We start from the raw sequence: 17094 nt of genomic DNA, 5'->3' as shown, positions 1-17094 counted from the left end.
ATGCTTTCCTGCATAGGCAAAAGTATACAGTGGTGTTTCTTCAATGAACCCCTCCGCTCCCCACACAATAGAGACAATAGACGTGGTAATTAAGCCTAACCATAACTTGCTTCGTTTCATATTGATATATGATACATAAAGCTTGAAATAAACTACCTGTAAATAAAAGTATGAATCAGTTACTTTTATTCTACTCTTTTTATATCACTTTATCTAGTTGTAATATACAGTTTTCATGCACTATGACTAAATAGTATACGTATAGTTACGCTTTTGAGTATATTTGATTCTATAAAATACGCATTCTTTTCTCTTTTATCTATGACAAAACGACTCATTAAGGAATCCTCAATGAGTCGTTCGTTCTTTCTATCTCTATGCAATTAAATTTGAGTCATTACATACTATATCCATCTTTTAGCAAGCGAAGTAATCCTTGTACAGAAGTCGTTACTTCATCGATTTTTACTGTGCTTATGGATCCATCTTTACGAACACGCAATTCTACTTCCCCAGATTCGATAGTATTTTTACTTACCGTAATACGTACAGGATAGCCGATAAGGTCGGCATCTTTAAATTTCACACCAGCGCGGTCTTTTCGATCATCCAATAGTACATCCACACCTGCCTGTTGCATTTCTTTGTACAAGCGTTCGCTCACTTCCATCAAAGCTTCATCTTTTGCATTAATAGGAACAATGACAACCTCAAATGGAGCAATTGCTACTGGCCAAATGATGCCATTTTCATCATAACTTTGTTCAATAGCAGCTGCCAATGTACGTCCTACACCGATACCATAGCAACCCATTTGGAATGGAGTTGGGCGACCACCTTGGTTCAATACGGTAGCATTCATAGATTCAGAGTATTTTGTACCCAATTTGAATACTTGACCTACTTCAATACCTTTGTCGATGCGAAGTTGACCACCACACTTAGGGCATGGATCGTCTAAGGTAATCAAACGAATTGGTGCCACGATGATGTCGTCTACATTGAAATCACGGTGAGGATTGATATTGATATAATGTGCATCTGCTGTATTAGCGCCACCACATACATTGTGTAAATTCATCACTGTTTCATCCACTACAATGGCGAACTCTTCTGATTGTGAAAGTCCCACAGGGCTAATGAATCCAGCTGTTAATCCTACACGAGATAAATCTTCTGGAGTAGCCATTTCTGGCTCAATACCGCCTTCTACAGCACGTTGTACAGCGATTTCATTCACTTCATGGTCACCGCGAACAATGGCAAGAATCACTTTACCTTCAATGTTGTATACGACCGCTTTGATTGTTTTTTCCAATGGTAATTCCAACATCTCTGCTACAGCTTGAATTGTTTTTGCATCTGGTGTAGATACAGTTTCCATTGCTTTTGGTTCTTCTGCATCCACTTCCAATGCTTTTGGTTGGCCAATTTCAATATTCGCTGCATAATCACATTTCGTACAGTGGATGACATCTGCTTCTCCAGATTCCGCCAATGCCATGAACTCAAAACTACCAGAACCGCCAATAGCGCCATTATCTGCTTCTACTGGTTTACATGTTAAGCCACAACGTTTGAAGATCTTGCTATATGCTTCATACATATCCCAGAAAGATTTGCTCATACCCTCTTCGTCGATGTCAAAGGAATAGGCATCTTTCATAATGAACTCACGGCTACGCATTAATCCGTAGCGTGGACGACGTTCATCGCGATATTTATTTTGAATTTGATATAAACTCAATGGCAATTGACGATAGGAGTTTACTTCTCCTCGCACTAAATTAGTTACCATTTCTTCATGAGTTGGTCCTAAACAATATTCACGACCATGACGGTCAGAAATACGCATCATTTCTGCACCGTACGCAGCCCAACGACCAGATTCTTCCCATAATTCACTAGGTTGAAGAATAGGCATCATAATTTCTTGGCTGTGAATGGCTTCCATTTCTTCACGGATAATAGCATTAATTTTATGGATACTGCGCCACGCTAATGGTAAATAGGTGTATAAACCACCAGCTACTTTGCGAACAAAGCCAGCGCGCAACATTAATTGTTGGCTAATTACATCAGCATCGGATGGCATTTCCCGTAATGTTGGTGCATATAAGCAACTTGCTAACATAACTTACTCCTTTATATTCTATATGATTCATACGTATTGGAAATATCTTAACTATATACTATGGATTTACTATACCATGTATTCTAATAGTAAGGGATAGTATTTCATTTTAGAAAACAAAATTTTCCTCTCCTTATTTGTCTTCTAGTGTCAACAGATATTGATCTATTTCAGCAAATAAGGTATCCACTAACTCTTGTTCCGGCACCGTTTTCAAAACCTTTCCTTTGCGGAAAATAATACCCTGTCCTTTACCTCCTGCAATGCCAAAATCAGCTTCTCGTGCTTCCCCAGGTCCGTTTACAACACAGCCCATAACAGCTACACGGATTGGTGCTTTTATAGATTTCAATCTTTCTTCAACAATGTCTGCCATATTGAATAAATTGACTTGGCATCTGCCACAGGTAGGGCAAGAAATCATAGTCGCTCCAAAGGTACGAAGTACCAAGGAGCTTAAAATAGTTTTTGCTACTTCTACCTCATGGATAGGATCTCCCGTTAGAGACACACGAATCGTATCACCAATACCATCTGCTAATAGTGTTCCAATACCGATAGCAGATTTAATCGTTCCTTGTTTGATGGTGCCTGCTTCTGTGACGCCTAAATGCAATGGATATGGTATTTTACTGGATAATTTGCGGTATGCTTCAATCATTAAAGGTACATCTGTAGCTTTAATAGAAACTTTCATTTGGTCATATTCTAAAGATTCTAAGATACGAATATGTTCTAAGGCAGTATCCACCATACCATCCGCTGTAGGATGTCCACCATGGGCATCTAATACATGTTGTGGTAAAGAACCAGCATTGACGCCTATACGAATAGGAATCAATTTAGGTTTCGCTTTTTCCACAACTTTTACCACATTATCGATACTACCAATATTTCCTGGATTAATGCGAAGCCCATCGATACCACTATCAATAGCTTGTAGTGCTAAGCGGTAGTCAAAATGAATATCAGCAATTAATGGAATCATAGCACGTTCTTTAATATCTTTTATTGCTTTTGCGGCTGCCATATCAGGAACAGCTAAACGAACTAGTTCACAACCAGCGGTAGCCAAGCGATTAATTTCTTCAATAGATTGCTCAACTTTTACAGGATTTGTAGTAATCATGGATTGGATACTGACAGGTGCGTGATTCCCAATATGGACGGTACCCACTTGAATACCTTTTGTCGGTTTACGTTCTATCATAGTATACCTCTAAAATAGTCTTAGAATATCTTGGAATGTAGAATATACAAACACTAACAATAATAGGCCTACCCCAGTCATTTGGATGTATTGCAATGCCTTTTCTGGCAGCTTACGACCCGTAATACCTTCCAGAATCAACAACACCAAATGTCCACCATCTAGTACAGGAATTGGCAATAAATTGATTACGCCAAGATTTAAACTCAATAAGGCAGTGAATAACAGCAAACTGATAAAACCATGTTGTGCTACTTGCCCTGCCATTTGTGCTACACCGATAGGTCCAGCTACATCGCCTTTACTGTGCCCTGTTACAATATTCCATAAACCTTGTACCATATCAGCAAGAGTAGATCCAGTGTGTATTAATGCTTGCACTGCAGATTCACCAATACCGTACTCTTTTACTTCTAATACTGGATTGATTCCGATAACGGCTCTATCACCAGATTCACGAGGAATGACAGTGGTAGATATACTCTCACCATTTCTATCTAATGTAACAGATACTACATGATTACTATGGCCTTTCAGAGACTCTGTAATATCTTTCCATTCTGTAATGGGTTGACCATTGATGGATACAATTTTATCTCCTTTTTGGATACCAGCTGTAGCTGCTGGATTTCCTGCTAAGGTATCTCCGATAATTGGTTCATGAGATGGAATTGTGGTGCCATGAAAGGCGAATACAAAAAAGTATATCACAATAGCCAACAAAAAATTAAATGTAGCACCTGCAGCGATCACGATAAATCGTTGCCATACAGGTTTGCTGTTGAACCCACGGTCACCTGCATCTTCAGAAGGATCCATACCAGCAATTTTGTTGAATCCACCTAATGGCAAAAGACGTAAAGAGTAAAGTGTTTCTCCTTTTTGTTTTTGTATAACATTAGGGCCAATGCCGATAGCAAATTCATCAACACGCATGCCGCAGGCTTTCGCCGTTAGAAAATGTCCTAATTCGTGAATCATAACAATCACACCGAATACAAAGACAGCTCCTAAAATTGTAATTAACATGCACTTCTCCTTTGTATTTCTTTAGTAGCTTCTTGTCTAGCCCACGCATCCATGGCCAGTACATCATCAATAGATGTAGGTACACCATTGTTCATGCGTTCAATAACGGTTGAAACTACTTCATATATATGTCCATAAGTAATTCGTTCATCCAGTAAGGCATAGACCGCCATTTCATTGGCTGCATTGAATACAGCAGGTGCATAACCACCTTCTTTTCCCACTGTGAAAGCGAGCCGTAAGGCAGGAAAATCATCCCACCTAGGTGCCATAAACTGAAGATCTAAACCCTTAGTAAAATCTAAATGTTCCATTTGTAATGGATATCGTTTTGGATAGGTCATCGCGTATTGGATAGGCTCACGCATATCTGGATTCCCTAATTGTGCCAAAATAGCTCCATCTTTCATTTGAATCATAGAGTGTACAATACTTTGCGGATGTACTACTACATCAATATGATCGTAATCAAAATCAAACAACCAATGTGCTTCAATCACTTCTAATCCCTTATTGAATAATGTAGCTGAGTCAATGGTAATTTTATTTCCCATATTCCATGTGGGATGTGCCAAGCAATCCTTTGCGGTCGCTGTATATAAATCTTCTGACTTCCAATGACGTAAGGCACCACCTGAAGCTGTAATAATTAACTTCTCAACATTACTTTTATCTTGCCCTTCCAAACACTGAAAAATTGCACTATGTTCACTATCAATGGGTAAAATCGACACGCCATAGTCTTGTGCTGCCTTTGTAATCAAAGAGCCACAAGCCACTAAGGTTTCTTTATTAGCAAGACCAATTATTTTCTTAGCTCGAATCGCAGCCATTGTTGGTTCAATACCTGCAGCACCAACTACGGCAGTAACCACCATTGTCGCTTCTGGCAAGATAGCTGCCGCAATCAAGGCTTCCTTGCCACTTACAATCTCTGTAGGTCCTTGATAACGATTTTTCAGTATAGAATAAGCACGCTCATCTACAACGCCCACCATAATCGGATTAAATTCTGTAATTTGTTGTTCTAGCAAATCAATGTTGCTATGTGTTACTAGTGCCACTGCTTGAAATTGATCTGGATGTTGACGAATGACATCTAACGTTTGTGTTCCTATAGACCCGGTGGAGCCTAAAATACTTATAGCTTTCATAAAGGTCTCCTTAAGATTAAATCTTTACAGCATAAGAATATATGCTAATACTAATGGTGCCGCAAATAGTAGACTATCAAAACGATCTAATACACCACCATGACCAGGCAATAATGTACCGGAATCTTTTTTATTTGCTTCACGTTTTAATTTAGATTCAAATAAATCTCCTAGCGGTGCTAATATGCCGACAATTATACCTATTCCAACACCAAAATTTATTGGTAATCCTAAGCAAATAGAGCCAATCCATCCTGTCAAGACACAGCCAATAAAACCACCAATGAAACCTTCTAAGGTTTTATTAGGGCTAATGCTAGGTACGATGTTTCGTTTACCAATGGAGCGACCCACAAAATAGGCAAATGTATCACTGGCCCAAATAGAGATTAGCACAAGCCAGATGACAGCCATACCGAACCCATCTTGATCAGCGTAATAGCTCGTATTTTCATAGATTTTATTATCACGTAACACCATCAGTGCTATAAAGCCACTTGTGACATACAACAAGCTACTGATGGTAGATTGTACTGCTGGAAGCGTTATTTTTCCGTTGCAGAAGGTATATTCAATGACCATAGCCAACATCACCAAAACGCCTAGAAATATTGCTAATGGATAGTTACCAAACACTAAGGAACCGCATACAAGAACAATATAAATTAGTCCCCATAATGGTAACAAACGGCGTTTCATATGACGAAATAAGCTGACACACTCTACCCAACCAACGAAAGCCAACACGGACATCACAAGATTAAAAAATTGACCCCCATAGGTGATGGCAACCGCCAACAAGACAACGCCAATCAAAGCTGTGATGAGACGGGTTTTTAACATATTATTTCTCCTCTTTTAAACCACCAAATCTACGTTCACGTTGTTGGTATGCCAAAATGGCTTCTTCCAACACTTGTGGTGTAAAATCTGGCCAATGTAAAGGGGTAAACCAGAACTCTGCATAGGCAATTTGCCATAGTAAAAAATTGCTGATACGTGCATCATTGCTTGGTCGAATCAGTAAATCTACACGGTCAAATTCTTGTGTATCTAAATAGGAAGAAATCAATGTTTCTGTAATATCCTCTTCAGAGATGATACCGCTTGCCACATCCTGGACAATCCGTTGTGTAGCTCGAGTGAGTTCGTCGCGTCCCCCATAGTTAATCGCTAATTGCAAAGTGATTCCTGTATTTTCTTGTGTCAAATCCTCAGATTCTTTGATGATTTTTTGTAACTCTTCAGATAGCTTAGTAATATCTCCCACAAAACGAATACGCACGCCTTCCGCATGCATTCGTTTTACATTTGAAAGTAAATACTCTTTAATAAGACCCATTAACAGGCTGACTTCTTCTTCTGGGCGTTTCCAATTTTCTGTGGAAAAACCATATACAGTCAGTGCTTTCACACCAAATCCTTGGGCAGCTTTCACAATGTCCTTTAATACTTCCGCACCTGCGCGATGCCCCATACTACGTGGCATACCTTTCCGCTTTGCCCATCTTCCATTACCATCCATGATAATGGCAATATGTTCTGGAATATTAGTAGGATCTACAGTCGGTCTCTCTTGTTGTTTACTTTTCTTCCATAAGTTTTTTAGCATACTGTACCTCATTCGACTGTGCCACATGACTGGCTACCATAGGATGAAAGAGAACTATCTCCCATGCACCTTCTTTTACTATGACACGGCCTACATAACATTCTTCGGAAGAAATGGAAAAGAACCGATTATAGTTCTTTTCTATTTTTGTAGTAAAAGGGATAGAGGCAGCCTGCAAAAGAGACTGTGCAAGCTGCCATGGAAATCCCAAAATAGATGTATGTTCCATTAGACAGACATAACATCCTTTTCTTTTGTATCGCGAAGTTCATCAATTAGTTTGATTTTTTTATCAGTCAATTTTTGAACTTGTTCTTGCCCATCCTTTGACACATCTTCAGTAATTGTTTTCGCTTTTTCTTCTTTTTTAATTGCATCATTAGCATCACGACGAATGTTGCGGACTGCAACTTTAGCATCTTCTGCTTTTTTGCTTACTACTTTTACTAATTCTTTACGGCGTTCTTCTGTCAATTGAGGTATAGCCAAACGAATAGACTCACCATCGTTATTAGGGTTTAATCCTAAATCGGATGTTAAGATAGCTTTTTCAATAGCACCAATCATAGTTTTATCCCATGGAGCGATTAAAATCATGCGAGGATCTGGAGCAGATACATTTGCCACTTGATTAACGGGTGTTGGTGCACCATAGTAATCTACCATAACGGAATCCAACAAAGATGTATGCGCACGACCTGTGCGTACATTAGCAAATTCATGTTTTAAGGATTCAATTGTTTTGTCCATGCGCGCTTCTTCGCGGCTAATAATTTCTTTAATTTCCATAGTGTTCACCTTTTATTTTACGATAGTACCGATGGCTTCTCCCTTAGCAGCACGAGTAATGTTACCAGGAATATCCATGCTAAATACAACGATAGGAATATGATTATCTTTACATAATGTAGTTGATGTAGCATCCATTACTTTCAATTCTTTGCTAATTACATCCATATATGTCAATTCATCGAATTTTACAGCATTTGGATTTGTTTTAGGGTCGGAATCGTATACGCCATCAGCAAATTTTTTCGCCATTAAAATAGCATCTGCTTCGATTTCAGCAGCACGCAAAGCAGCTGTTGTATCTGTAGAGAAGTATGGATTACCCGTACCTGCTGCAAAGATAACAATACGACCTTTTTCTAAGTGACGAATGGCACGACGACGAATGTAAGGTTCTGCTACCTCTTGCATTTCAATCGCTGTTTGAACACGAGTTGCTACGCCTGCATTTTCAAGAGCATCTTGTAATGCGATAGCATTCATCACTGTCGCAATCATACCCATATAATCAGCAGATGCACGATCCATACCTTTAGCACTACCGGATAGTCCACGCCAAATATTTCCACCGCCTACAACGATAGCAATTTCAATACCACTTTCTTTGGAAAGTGCTGCAATTTCTTGCGCTAATGGTTCTACCACTTGAGGATTAATACCAAATCCTTGATCACCTGCTAAGGCCTCACCGCTAAGTTTTAATACGATACGTTTAAATTTACGTTCACTCATGTCCTTCTCCTTATGACGTTTCTAACAAATAATTCAAAAATAAGAGAACACTTGCGGTGTTCTCTTATCTCCGTACTTATTTACCTACAGTAGCCATAACTTCTGCAACGAAATCGTCTTGTTTCTTTTCGATACCTTCGCCTAATGCATAGCGAACATAACGACGTACGTTAATGTTTTCACCGATTTTAGCGATTGCTTCATTGATCATAGCTTGTACAGTTTTTTCACCGTCTTTAATGAAAACTTGTTCTAATAGGCAGTTTTCTTTATAGAATTTTTCAACGCGGCCAGCTACCATTTTTTCAAGTACTGCTTCTGGTTTTGGTTTACGGCCAGCTTTAACGTCTTCTTCAGCTTCTACTTTAGCTTGTTCCATCAATACAGCTTTTTCGTGTTCGATTACATCAGCTGGAACATCTTCACGTTTTAAGTATGTTGGGTTAGCAGCAGCGATTTGCATTGCTACATCTTTGCAAAGAGCTTGGAAATCATCAGTTTTAGCAACAAAGTCTGTTTCACAGTTGATTTCTACCAATACGCCGATACGTCCACCACCATGAATGTAAGATGCTACTACACCTTCAGCTGCAATACGACCAGCTTTTTTAGCTGCCGCAGCTAAGCCTTTTTCACGAAGAAAGTCAACTGCTTTTTGGATATCGCCTTCAACTTCTACCAATGCTTTTTTAGCATCCATCATACCTGCGCCAGTCATGTCGCGTAATTCTTTTACTAAAGCTGCTGTAATTTGAGCCATGATTTTTCCTCCTATAAATAATTAAGGTAAGACCTTAGCCTTACCTTAATTTTACATCGTTATTACTTATTTATCAATTAAGACTATGTCTGTATATATTGTTAAATAATCTTACAGATTCTTAAGCTTCTTCAGAAGCAGTTTCTGTACCGAAAGCGTCTTGTTCACCTTGACGACCTTCTAAAATAGCGTCAGCCATTTTACCAGCTAATAATTTAACTGCGCGAATAGCGTCATCATTTGCTGGGATAGGGAAATCAACTTCGTCTGGATCACAGTTAGTGTCCACAGTAGCTACTACAGGAATACCTAATTTTTTAGCTTCTGCGATAGCGATTTTTTCTTTTTTAGGGTCGATTACGAAAAGTGCACCTGGCATTTCTGGCATATCTTTGATACCGCCAAGATATTTTTCCAATTTTTCCCATTCATGACGAAGACGAATTACTTCTTTTTTAGGAAGAACTTCGAATGTTCCATCTTCAGCCATTTTTTCTAATTGTTTTAAACGTTTAATACGAGCTTCGATAGTTTTGAAGTTAGTCAACATACCGCCCAACCAACGTTCGTTAACGAAGTACATATTAGCACGAAGAGCTTCTTCTTTAACAGCTTCTTGAGCTTGTTTTTTAGTACCTACGAAAAGGATTGTTTTACCTTCTTGAGCTACTTCACGTAAGAAATCATACGCTTCTTCTACTTTTTTTACAGTTTTTTGAAGGTCAATGATATAAATACCATTACGTTCAGTGAAGATGAATTTAGCCATTTTAGGATTCCATCTTCTTGTTTGATGTCCAAAGTGAACACCAGCTTCTAATAATTGTTTAAGTGATACTACTGCCATGTTGGCACCTCCTGTTAAAAAACCTCCGCAACTCTCATCCCTCAGCAAACGCGAAATTGCGCACAGAACTGATAGTCTAGTTGCGTGTGTATTCATACTTGGTTAGTATAGCATAAAATGTGGGGTGAACGCAAGAGGGAATGCCTTAATTGCATCTATAAATCTTTCTTAGTAAATGAAATATTTCTAATTTCATATTTAAGCTTAGGATTTTTTTCATTATCTTCTTTTATAGATTTTCTAATTAACTCTTCCTCTTGTTTAAAGGCTTCTTCAAAAAATGAGTCATCTCCTTTATACAGCATCTTTTCACCATCACTAACAAGTATTAGCTTTCCACCATCTTCTTTAATACTATGTGATGCTCCATTCGATGCCGAATACACAAAACCATCTCTTACAGTAAGAATTTCTTCATATTTTTTAAACTTGTCAACTTTTCCTACCCATTCTTGTATTTCATCATATTGCGGAACTACACCAGCCTTATTAACACCTTTTTGTATTCCCCACATAGGATATCCTTCATAATCCTTAAAGTATTCTTCTTTATTTAAGAATTTGTGCTCTTCTTTAAATCCTTTTTGATAATACTTAGATTCCACCATTTTATATGTATGGTCACTAACTTTTTCAAGTGTTATTTTGTATATTGTACCACTTCTATAGCCAGATCCATCGGTTGAACCCGGTTGATATTGATACCACGTCCCTGATAAATCCGGACTGCCCCCTAATGAAGATACTGATCCGCAACCTGCCAAAGAGGCAACTATAGCTACTAAAGCAAAACCTTTTACAAAAGCTTGTTTTACGTTCATTTTACACACCTCTTCGTTTCCATACAATAAATCCACCGATTGCACCACCTATAACAATAATCGCAATAATTGTATTTCTGAAGAAATGAGAGGCGGTTGTAAATACAAAACGAATTTCTTTATCTTTCACAAATGTGATTGTATCGTCTTTCACTACACCATCTGTTTCAAATTCTTTTTTAATATCCCCATCAACTGTAATTTTTGTAGTACCAAAGGATTTACCCATATAGAACATGTATTCATTACTTTCATCACCATATGGGAAAATAACATTTTCCGCAGGAGTGCTACCTAATGCACCATAAATGATTCTGTATGTTTTTGTTAATTCCTTGTCATCATCAAATTTTGCTGTAATCTTCCAATTGCCAGATTTTACGGTACCATCTTTATCATTAATTTCTTTACCTGTTGGATCTACAGCTTCTAGTTTAATGTGCTTATCAGCAAACTCTTTTAGTGCTTGCTGGTCTTTTTGAATTTTTTCTTTAGTTTCCTTATCATCTAATTTTCCTACAGGCACGGAACCTTTTGCTTCTTTTTGTAAAGAATCTTGAAGTGCCGACTCTAATTCCACTTTACTCATTGGCTCAGGAATTTGTAGTTGTGACTCCCATTTACCACTAAAATCATTATCCACTTCAATATTCGAGTCCAGACTCGCACAACCCGCCAACACAAATAACGAGCAAGCTATCCCTAATAGTTTCCATCTTTTCACAATACATCCCCCTTGTTACGATAAGTATAAAACTGTTTTATGGATTAATAATCCCAGCCGAACATATGGAAGAGCCGGTCTTTGATGTGTTCGTCTTCAGAGTCTGGAATGTAGTTACCACGATATTTACTTTCTATACTACTATCTTTGTAAATTAAATTACCATGAACATCATAATAGGAGGTTGGTATAGAATACATTCCAACATTATGCCAAGACACTGAATTTACATAATATCTATTTGAATAATATTCTACAGTTACGACATCAGGTTTTACTTCCCCAAATCCGCCTAACCATTGGGATCCTAAAGGAGTAAATTCACGTTTAAATACGCCTTCTACCACACGATCCTGAGCTTCTCCTCTTGCAAGCACTTTAGTTCTATCCAAATATGTTTTATAGTATTTATTTTCAGCTACTAGAATCCACCGCTCTCCGGCTTGTGGTAAATGCAAATATCCATCCGATTGTTGTGTCACCTGTGTATTACTATCTGGAACCCCCAAAGCGTTATCTAATTTCTTTAACGTTTTACTTAACCAACTAGCTTCTACTGTAGCAGTACCCGCATTCACTGCAAATACACTTGCTAATACAAGAGCGACTGCTGTTCTTTTTTTCATAGCACACCTCATATAAATAACAAAAATACATATATGTTATTACTATCATACATCATAATATCTCTAGTAATCAACTATTTTACATGATATTTAGGACATATTTTTGATATTTCTTACCTAAAATCAGAAGTATACGAAATACATTGTGATAATATATGTAGGAAATATTTTTATGCATCTAACTTGTGTTGCCATTTATGCAACAAAAACAACCAACTCCTATACTGAGTTGGTTGCTTTGTTTCTCTTTTATAATATATCGATTTTCTCTCCCTCTAAGGCTTTGTTGATGCTCCGTACGGCGCAGAATTTTCCGCACATACTACAAGCTTCTTTGTGTCCTTCTTCTGGGGCACGACTTTCACGGATGCGACGTGCTTTTTCAGGGTCTAGTGCTACTGCATATTGTGCTTCCCAATCGAGTTTTTGGCGCGCCTCTGCCATGCGGTCATCGCGATCTCGTGCATTCGGAATCCCTTTTGCAATGTCTGCGGCATGCGCAGCAATTTTGAAAGCCATAATGCCTTCTTTCACATCGTTTTCGTCAGGTAAGGCTAAGTGTTCCGCTGGTGTTACATAGCAAAGGAATGCTGCCCCATGCATGGCTGCCACGGCACCACCGATGGCCGCTGTAATATGGTCATAACCTGGTGCAATGTCTGTTACCAATGGTCCTAATACATAGAACGGGGCCCCATCGCAGATCGTTTGTTGCACTTCCATGTTGGCTTGTACTTGATTCAATGGCACATGACCAGGACCTTCTACCAATACTTGTACACCACGTTCACGAGCTCGTTTTGTTAACTCCCCAAGTCGAACAAGTTCTTCAATTTGGCAGATATCTGTGGCATCCGCCAAGCAACCAGGACGGCAAGCATCGCCAAGGGAAATGGTCATGTCATATTCTGCACAAATGTCTAGAATTTCATCATAGTATTCATAGAAAGGATTTTCTTGACCAGTCATGGACATCCAAGCGAAAACTAAACTACCGCCACGGCTCACGATATTTAATTTACGTTTATGTCGTTTAATTTGCTCCACCGTATGTTGCGTAATCCCACAATGTAATGTGACAAAGTCTACCCCATCTTCTGCATGGAGACGGATCGTAGAAATAAAGTCTTCTGCAGTCAATTCACCTAAATCCTTCTGATGATGAATAACGCTATCATAGATTGGCACGGTGCCAATCATAACAGGGCATTCTTTTGTCAACAAACGGCGGAACACCTTTGTATCACCATGTGTAGACAAGTCCATAATAGATTCAGCACCTAATGCCACTGCATGATGAACTTTTTTCATTTCTTCTTCGTAGTCTGTACAATCTTTAGATGTTCCTAAGTTCACATTAATTTTTGTGCGCAACTTCTGCCCGATTCCTTCTGGTTGTAAAGATGTATGATGCTTGTTGCAAGGAATTGTTACATGTCCTTTTGCCACTAACTCTCGTAATACTTCAACATCCATGTTTTCTTTTTCTGCTACCACTTTCATCGCGTCGGTAACAATGCCTTTTTGGGCTGCTTGCATTTGTGTGTAAAACATAAAAAGCTCCTTTCATTACAAAGGAGCCTATTTGGGGTGCTCTATACACAAAAAGGTATCAACATTACATCGATACCCACATATGTCAGCGTGCTTCCTACGCGGGCATAATCCCGATCAGGTCAAAAGGTCAGGTACTTCATAGTCCTTTCTCAGCCTATTACATAGGCTCCCTTGCAAATCTAAAATATTTACTTGCTTATAGTATAGCATGAAATGATGGAATTTTATAGAGAATCATTGTGTTTAATTTCCAAAGCAGTATAAACCATCTTAATTAATACTTAGCTATTTTATGTTTATCCTCTTTAAAAAGTTATCTAACTTAATAAATCTACACTTTTTTTATTTTTAAACCCAAACAGCTGTGCTTCTTCATCATTACTGCATATGCTACTAATAACGTTTTGAATGCGGCTCCAATTATACTTTGAATTTATCATTTTCACCAATTCCATAACAATAAGAATTACAATGGAGGCTCCATTAGTTGGCTTTTCTTGTCCACCTTTTTCATCGTAAAAGAGTTGTTCTTTCCATACACTTCGTATTTTAGGTTTCGTCTTTAACTTTATATCTATTAAATTGGAGTTATGTGCACATATATTACGGATGAAATGTAAACATTTTAGCCACGAAACTAATTCCAAATTTGAGCAATTATATGTACTCGCTAATTGCGTTAGATTTTTTTCACTTAAAATTTCTATCATTTTTAAAACAGAGTCAAATGTCAATAAATCTATTGCAAGCCAGATGCTTGGAAAATTATCTACATCAAAATTATCCTTAGATTGAGAGGATATATAATCCGAACGTTTCAAAGAGTTTTGTAACTCTTCCTTTATTCTATACTGTTTCTTTTCTATAGTATATCTAGTGGCCTTCGACCGATTAGCCCACTGCGCAAAATTTAAATATCCAAAAGCCCCATATCTTTCACCTAATATTCTAGCTAAGTTCGTTTTTATTGATATTTCAATTTTTTCAATAGCATGAATTAGTGACACTCGTAGATTTTTATCTTGATAGTATCTCTTTAATACTGTCGAAAAATGTATACAATTATAATTAATCATTCCATCTTCCGAATAAGTAGCAAATGGTTCTGCAAATTCTTTCAGCTTATAATAATTAATATGTTGAATCTTATGATTATCTACTCCATCAATTCTCATACCTCTAGAAGAAAATAAATGCAATAGTTCATTACAACTTAAAGATTTAGGTGTCCCCATAATTCTCTCCATAATAAAAAAAGCCCCACGTCAGAACTTGTCTGTCCATACGGATGTGGGGGGTTTGTCGTTAAACTTATTATAAGGCATTACTTTTATTGTTGTCAATTCCAAATTTATTAATCGCAACCACTTATGAATGACATACAAAGCACTCCCCATCTAGGGAGTGCTTTTTTCATGCTATTTATTCTTCCACATCCATGATGGCATTATGATACACACAACGCACATATTGCCAACAACCATTGATATTAAGCTATTCTTGCAAAAAAGGTTGTGCAACGGTTGTGCAACCGTTCCCAAAAACAGTTTTTATTGATAATGTTATAAATTATTTTTTATACGTTATCGAAACATTTTATAGGCTAATCCACCTAATAAAAGCACCTCAATGAATCGGTGCTTTTGACTATTTTTCTTGTACTTCTTTATTTCTTCTTTCTGCTCTTCTAAGTATAGATTGGCTTTCTCCAATGAGATTTGCTGCTCTGTCAATTTCTGCTCTTGTAGATTTAATTTCTCCTTGGATGCTCTCAACTGCTCCCTCTGTTCTTCTAATAGCTGCTTCGCTTCTAGTAATGCTACTTTCGATTCGTTCGTTGATAACTTCGCTATGTTCAACTGCATCTCTAACCTCTCGATTGAGTTTTCTTGCTTCTTGTTGATTGTATTGAGCTCGTCTAAGTTCTTGCTGAGCATCTTGTATTCGCTTTGTGTTAATGTCACTCCCTGTTCCGCAAATGTAAAGCATGGCACAGATAATAGTACCAAAGCCAACAGCAAGCATAATCGTGTGTTTCTTAATCCATGAAAGAATAGTTCCATACATTTCAACCTCCTAATATTGCTCCCATTCCGCATCATAACCTCGGACATCAATGTGTACAAATTGTAGTCCATAATATCTGCCAACACCGTCTGCACCACACTCTTTTGCAATATCAGCTAATTCATCAATACTAATATCGTCTACGGTAATGTCAGCGGCCGTGCCTAATACATGTTGAGAGTTAGGCACTCCACCTACTTCACGATTGTGGTCTTCACAACGGTATCCACTTTCAATATATACTGGACGTCCTACACGTTCTCGAATTTTATCCAATACATCTACTAATCGTTTGTCAATAACATGATCCAATACATTTTTCCCATCTACTACATTATGTCGATGACATTTACAGGCAAATTCATAATCCTCAAAATAATTTCCAATTTTCATATATATATCTCCTTATAACTTAAATTTGAACTTACTTTCAATCATGTCTCTGATGGTATCTAAAAACTTTCCCATCATTACATTTCCACCATCACGCATATTTTCTAGTACACTTAAAAATTCTGCTGAGGCTAAATATAACCAAACTAAATTAACTACAAAGGCTTCTTTCCCTGCCATAAAATCAAAGCACCAACCTATGGCTGTGGCAAATACATAAGTCATTACCTTTGTCACAAAGGGCTTTCTCATATGTTTTGATGAAATTAACCCCTTTTCAAAAGCAGGAATGATTGCTACATACTTATCCCAAGCAGATATACTTTCTTTATCTGCTCCCGCTTCTACCAACATCTGATAGGCGATTGCTCCCCATCTAGTCAGTAAATCAAATAAGACTAATAAAATAAACACGCCCAGCACTTGAACGTGTTTTAAATTCATTAGCCATATAGCTGCACTACCTATGAATGATAGCCCCACTTTTATAATCCACGACTCTACTATAATATCTCGTAAAGATTCTAAAAATCCCATATCGTATACCATTTTACCTTTTAATACGCCTAAACTATAAAATTCATCAGATCTGGTTTATCTCTAGCTCTGTTCATAATCACTCCTAGCATCTCTCTTGAA

Annotated in this window: 19 protein-coding genes and 1 riboswitch; all 19 genes read right to left on the bottom strand. The window is 37.8% G+C overall.

The window, feature by feature from the left end; all coding sequences use genetic code 11:
* Window positions 1–397 precede the first annotated feature (397 nt).
* Window positions 398–2134: a proline--tRNA ligase gene (locus EO121_RS00255; RefSeq protein WP_127165208.1), complete on the bottom strand. Its 1737-nt coding sequence runs from the start codon at window positions 2132–2134 to the stop codon at window positions 398–400.
* Window positions 2135–2267: 133 nt separating this feature from the next.
* Window positions 2268–3344: a flavodoxin-dependent (E)-4-hydroxy-3-methylbut-2-enyl-diphosphate synthase gene (gene ispG / locus EO121_RS00250; RefSeq protein ID WP_127165207.1), complete on the bottom strand. Its 1077-nt coding sequence runs from the start codon at window positions 3342–3344 to the stop codon at window positions 2268–2270.
* A gap of 9 nt (window positions 3345–3353) precedes the next feature.
* On the bottom strand, window positions 3354–4373 hold the full coding sequence (gene rseP, locus EO121_RS00245; RefSeq protein WP_009352762.1) for an RIP metalloprotease RseP: 1020 nt from the start codon (window positions 4371–4373) through the stop codon (window positions 3354–3356).
* Entirely contained in the window at window positions 4367–5527 is a 1161-nt protein-coding gene (locus tag EO121_RS00240; protein WP_127165206.1) for a 1-deoxy-D-xylulose-5-phosphate reductoisomerase, read from the bottom strand. Before EO121_RS00240 ends, rseP begins: the two co-directional genes overlap by 7 nt.
* Before the next feature lie 24 nt (window positions 5528–5551).
* Window positions 5552–6370: a phosphatidate cytidylyltransferase gene (locus tag EO121_RS00235; protein WP_127165205.1), complete on the bottom strand. Its 819-nt coding sequence runs from the start codon at window positions 6368–6370 to the stop codon at window positions 5552–5554.
* Between the two features lies 1 nt (window position 6371).
* Window positions 6372–7139, bottom strand: coding sequence for an isoprenyl transferase (locus EO121_RS00230; protein WP_127165204.1), 768 nt, complete (start codon window positions 7137–7139; stop codon window positions 6372–6374).
* A complete protein-coding gene (locus tag EO121_RS00225; protein WP_009352768.1) occupies window positions 7111–7368 on the bottom strand; it encodes a hypothetical protein in 258 nt (85 codons plus the stop codon). Before EO121_RS00225 ends, EO121_RS00230 begins: the two co-directional genes overlap by 29 nt.
* Entirely contained in the window at window positions 7368–7928 is a 561-nt protein-coding gene (gene frr, locus EO121_RS00220; RefSeq protein ID WP_127165203.1) for a ribosome recycling factor, read from the bottom strand. The genes EO121_RS00225 and frr overlap by 1 nt, the downstream gene beginning before the upstream one ends.
* 12 nt (window positions 7929–7940) lie before the next feature.
* Window positions 7941–8660 (bottom strand): UMP kinase, encoded by a 720-nt coding sequence (pyrH, locus tag EO121_RS00215; protein ID WP_009352746.1) that lies wholly within the window; start codon window positions 8658–8660, stop codon window positions 7941–7943.
* 76 nt (window positions 8661–8736) lie between these two features.
* Window positions 8737–9420 (bottom strand): translation elongation factor Ts, encoded by a 684-nt coding sequence (tsf, locus tag EO121_RS00210; protein WP_127165202.1) that lies wholly within the window; start codon window positions 9418–9420, stop codon window positions 8737–8739.
* Between the two features lie 121 nt (window positions 9421–9541).
* Entirely contained in the window at window positions 9542–10267 is a 726-nt protein-coding gene (gene rpsB / locus EO121_RS00205; protein WP_062402636.1) for a 30S ribosomal protein S2, read from the bottom strand.
* A gap of 155 nt (window positions 10268–10422) precedes the next feature.
* A complete protein-coding gene (locus tag EO121_RS00200) occupies window positions 10423–11088 on the bottom strand; it encodes a hypothetical protein (RefSeq protein ID WP_127165201.1) in 666 nt (221 codons plus the stop codon).
* A gap of 1 nt (window position 11089) precedes the next feature.
* A complete protein-coding gene (locus EO121_RS00195) occupies window positions 11090–11812 on the bottom strand; it encodes a hypothetical protein (protein ID WP_127165200.1) in 723 nt (240 codons plus the stop codon).
* Window positions 11813–11856: 44 nt separating this feature from the next.
* The gene (locus tag EO121_RS00190) at window positions 11857–12438 is read right to left on the bottom strand and encodes a hypothetical protein (protein WP_127165199.1); all 582 of its coding nucleotides are present in this window, start codon (window positions 12436–12438) and stop codon (window positions 11857–11859) included.
* Window positions 12439–12687: 249 nt separating this feature from the next.
* Window positions 12688–13992, bottom strand: a complete 1305-nt coding sequence (thiC, locus tag EO121_RS00185) for a phosphomethylpyrimidine synthase ThiC (RefSeq protein WP_127135238.1) — start codon at window positions 13990–13992, stop codon at window positions 12688–12690.
* 77 nt (window positions 13993–14069) lie between these two features.
* A riboswitch (TPP riboswitch) is annotated at window positions 14070–14178 on the bottom strand.
* 134 nt (window positions 14179–14312) lie between these two features.
* Window positions 14313–15230 carry an Abi family protein gene (locus EO121_RS00180; RefSeq protein WP_127165198.1) on the bottom strand — a complete coding sequence of 306 codons (918 nt, stop codon included), beginning with the start codon at window positions 15228–15230 and terminating at the stop codon, window positions 14313–14315.
* 412 nt (window positions 15231–15642) lie between these two features.
* Window positions 15643–16062: a hypothetical protein gene (locus tag EO121_RS00175; protein WP_127165197.1), complete on the bottom strand. Its 420-nt coding sequence runs from the start codon at window positions 16060–16062 to the stop codon at window positions 15643–15645.
* Window positions 16063–16071: 9 nt separating this feature from the next.
* Complete coding sequence (locus EO121_RS00170; RefSeq protein ID WP_127148208.1) at window positions 16072–16455, bottom strand: D-Ala-D-Ala carboxypeptidase family metallohydrolase; 384 nt, start codon at window positions 16453–16455, stop codon at window positions 16072–16074.
* 12 nt (window positions 16456–16467) lie between these two features.
* Entirely contained in the window at window positions 16468–16992 is a 525-nt protein-coding gene (locus tag EO121_RS00165) for a phage holin family protein (RefSeq protein WP_240629368.1), read from the bottom strand.
* Between the last annotated feature and the right edge of the window lie 102 nt (window positions 16993–17094).

Origin of the sequence: Veillonella sp. CHU732 (assembly GCF_003992085.1) — a bacterium.
In the GTDB taxonomy this organism is placed as follows: Bacteria; Bacillota; Negativicutes; order Veillonellales; family Veillonellaceae; genus F0422.
This window is presented reverse-complemented; position numbering and strand designations above follow the sequence as displayed.

Bases quoted from the DNA above. Each gene is read 5' to 3' on its own strand.
- pyrH (WP_009352746.1), bottom strand. From the start codon at position 8,660: ATGAGTGAACGTAAATTTAAACGTATCGTATTAAAACTTAGCGGTGAG.
- frr (WP_127165203.1), bottom strand. From the start codon at position 7,928: ATGGAAATTAAAGAAATTATTAGCCGCGAAGAAGCGCGCATGGACAAA.
- EO121_RS00190 (WP_127165199.1), bottom strand. From the start codon at position 12,438: ATGAAAAAAAGAACAGCAGTCGCTCTTGTATTAGCAAGTGTATTTGCA.
- rpsB (WP_062402636.1), bottom strand. From the start codon at position 10,267: ATGGCAGTAGTATCACTTAAACAATTATTAGAAGCTGGTGTTCACTTT.
- EO121_RS00230 (WP_127165204.1), bottom strand. From the start codon at position 7,139: ATGCTAAAAAACTTATGGAAGAAAAGTAAACAACAAGAGAGACCGACT.
- EO121_RS00175 (WP_127165197.1), bottom strand. From the start codon at position 16,062: ATGTATGGAACTATTCTTTCATGGATTAAGAAACACACGATTATGCTT.
- EO121_RS00165 (WP_240629368.1), bottom strand. From the start codon at position 16,992: ATGGGATTTTTAGAATCTTTACGAGATATTATAGTAGAGTCGTGGATT.
- thiC (WP_127135238.1), bottom strand. From the start codon at position 13,992: ATGTTTTACACACAAATGCAAGCAGCCCAAAAAGGCATTGTTACCGAC.
- EO121_RS00180 (WP_127165198.1), bottom strand. From the start codon at position 15,230: ATGGGGACACCTAAATCTTTAAGTTGTAATGAACTATTGCATTTATTT.
- ispG (WP_127165207.1), bottom strand. From the start codon at position 3,344: ATGATAGAACGTAAACCGACAAAAGGTATTCAAGTGGGTACCGTCCAT.
- EO121_RS00235 (WP_127165205.1), bottom strand. From the start codon at position 6,370: ATGTTAAAAACCCGTCTCATCACAGCTTTGATTGGCGTTGTCTTGTTG.
- tsf (WP_127165202.1), bottom strand. From the start codon at position 9,420: ATGGCTCAAATTACAGCAGCTTTAGTAAAAGAATTACGCGACATGACT.
- rseP (WP_009352762.1), bottom strand. From the start codon at position 4,373: ATGTTAATTACAATTTTAGGAGCTGTCTTTGTATTCGGTGTGATTGTT.
- EO121_RS00200 (WP_127165201.1), bottom strand. From the start codon at position 11,088: ATGAACGTAAAACAAGCTTTTGTAAAAGGTTTTGCTTTAGTAGCTATA.
- EO121_RS00255 (WP_127165208.1), bottom strand. From the start codon at position 2,134: ATGTTAGCAAGTTGCTTATATGCACCAACATTACGGGAAATGCCATCC.
- EO121_RS00240 (WP_127165206.1), bottom strand. From the start codon at position 5,527: ATGAAAGCTATAAGTATTTTAGGCTCCACCGGGTCTATAGGAACACAA.
- EO121_RS00225 (WP_009352768.1), bottom strand. From the start codon at position 7,368: ATGGAACATACATCTATTTTGGGATTTCCATGGCAGCTTGCACAGTCT.
- EO121_RS00170 (WP_127148208.1), bottom strand. From the start codon at position 16,455: ATGAAAATTGGAAATTATTTTGAGGATTATGAATTTGCCTGTAAATGT.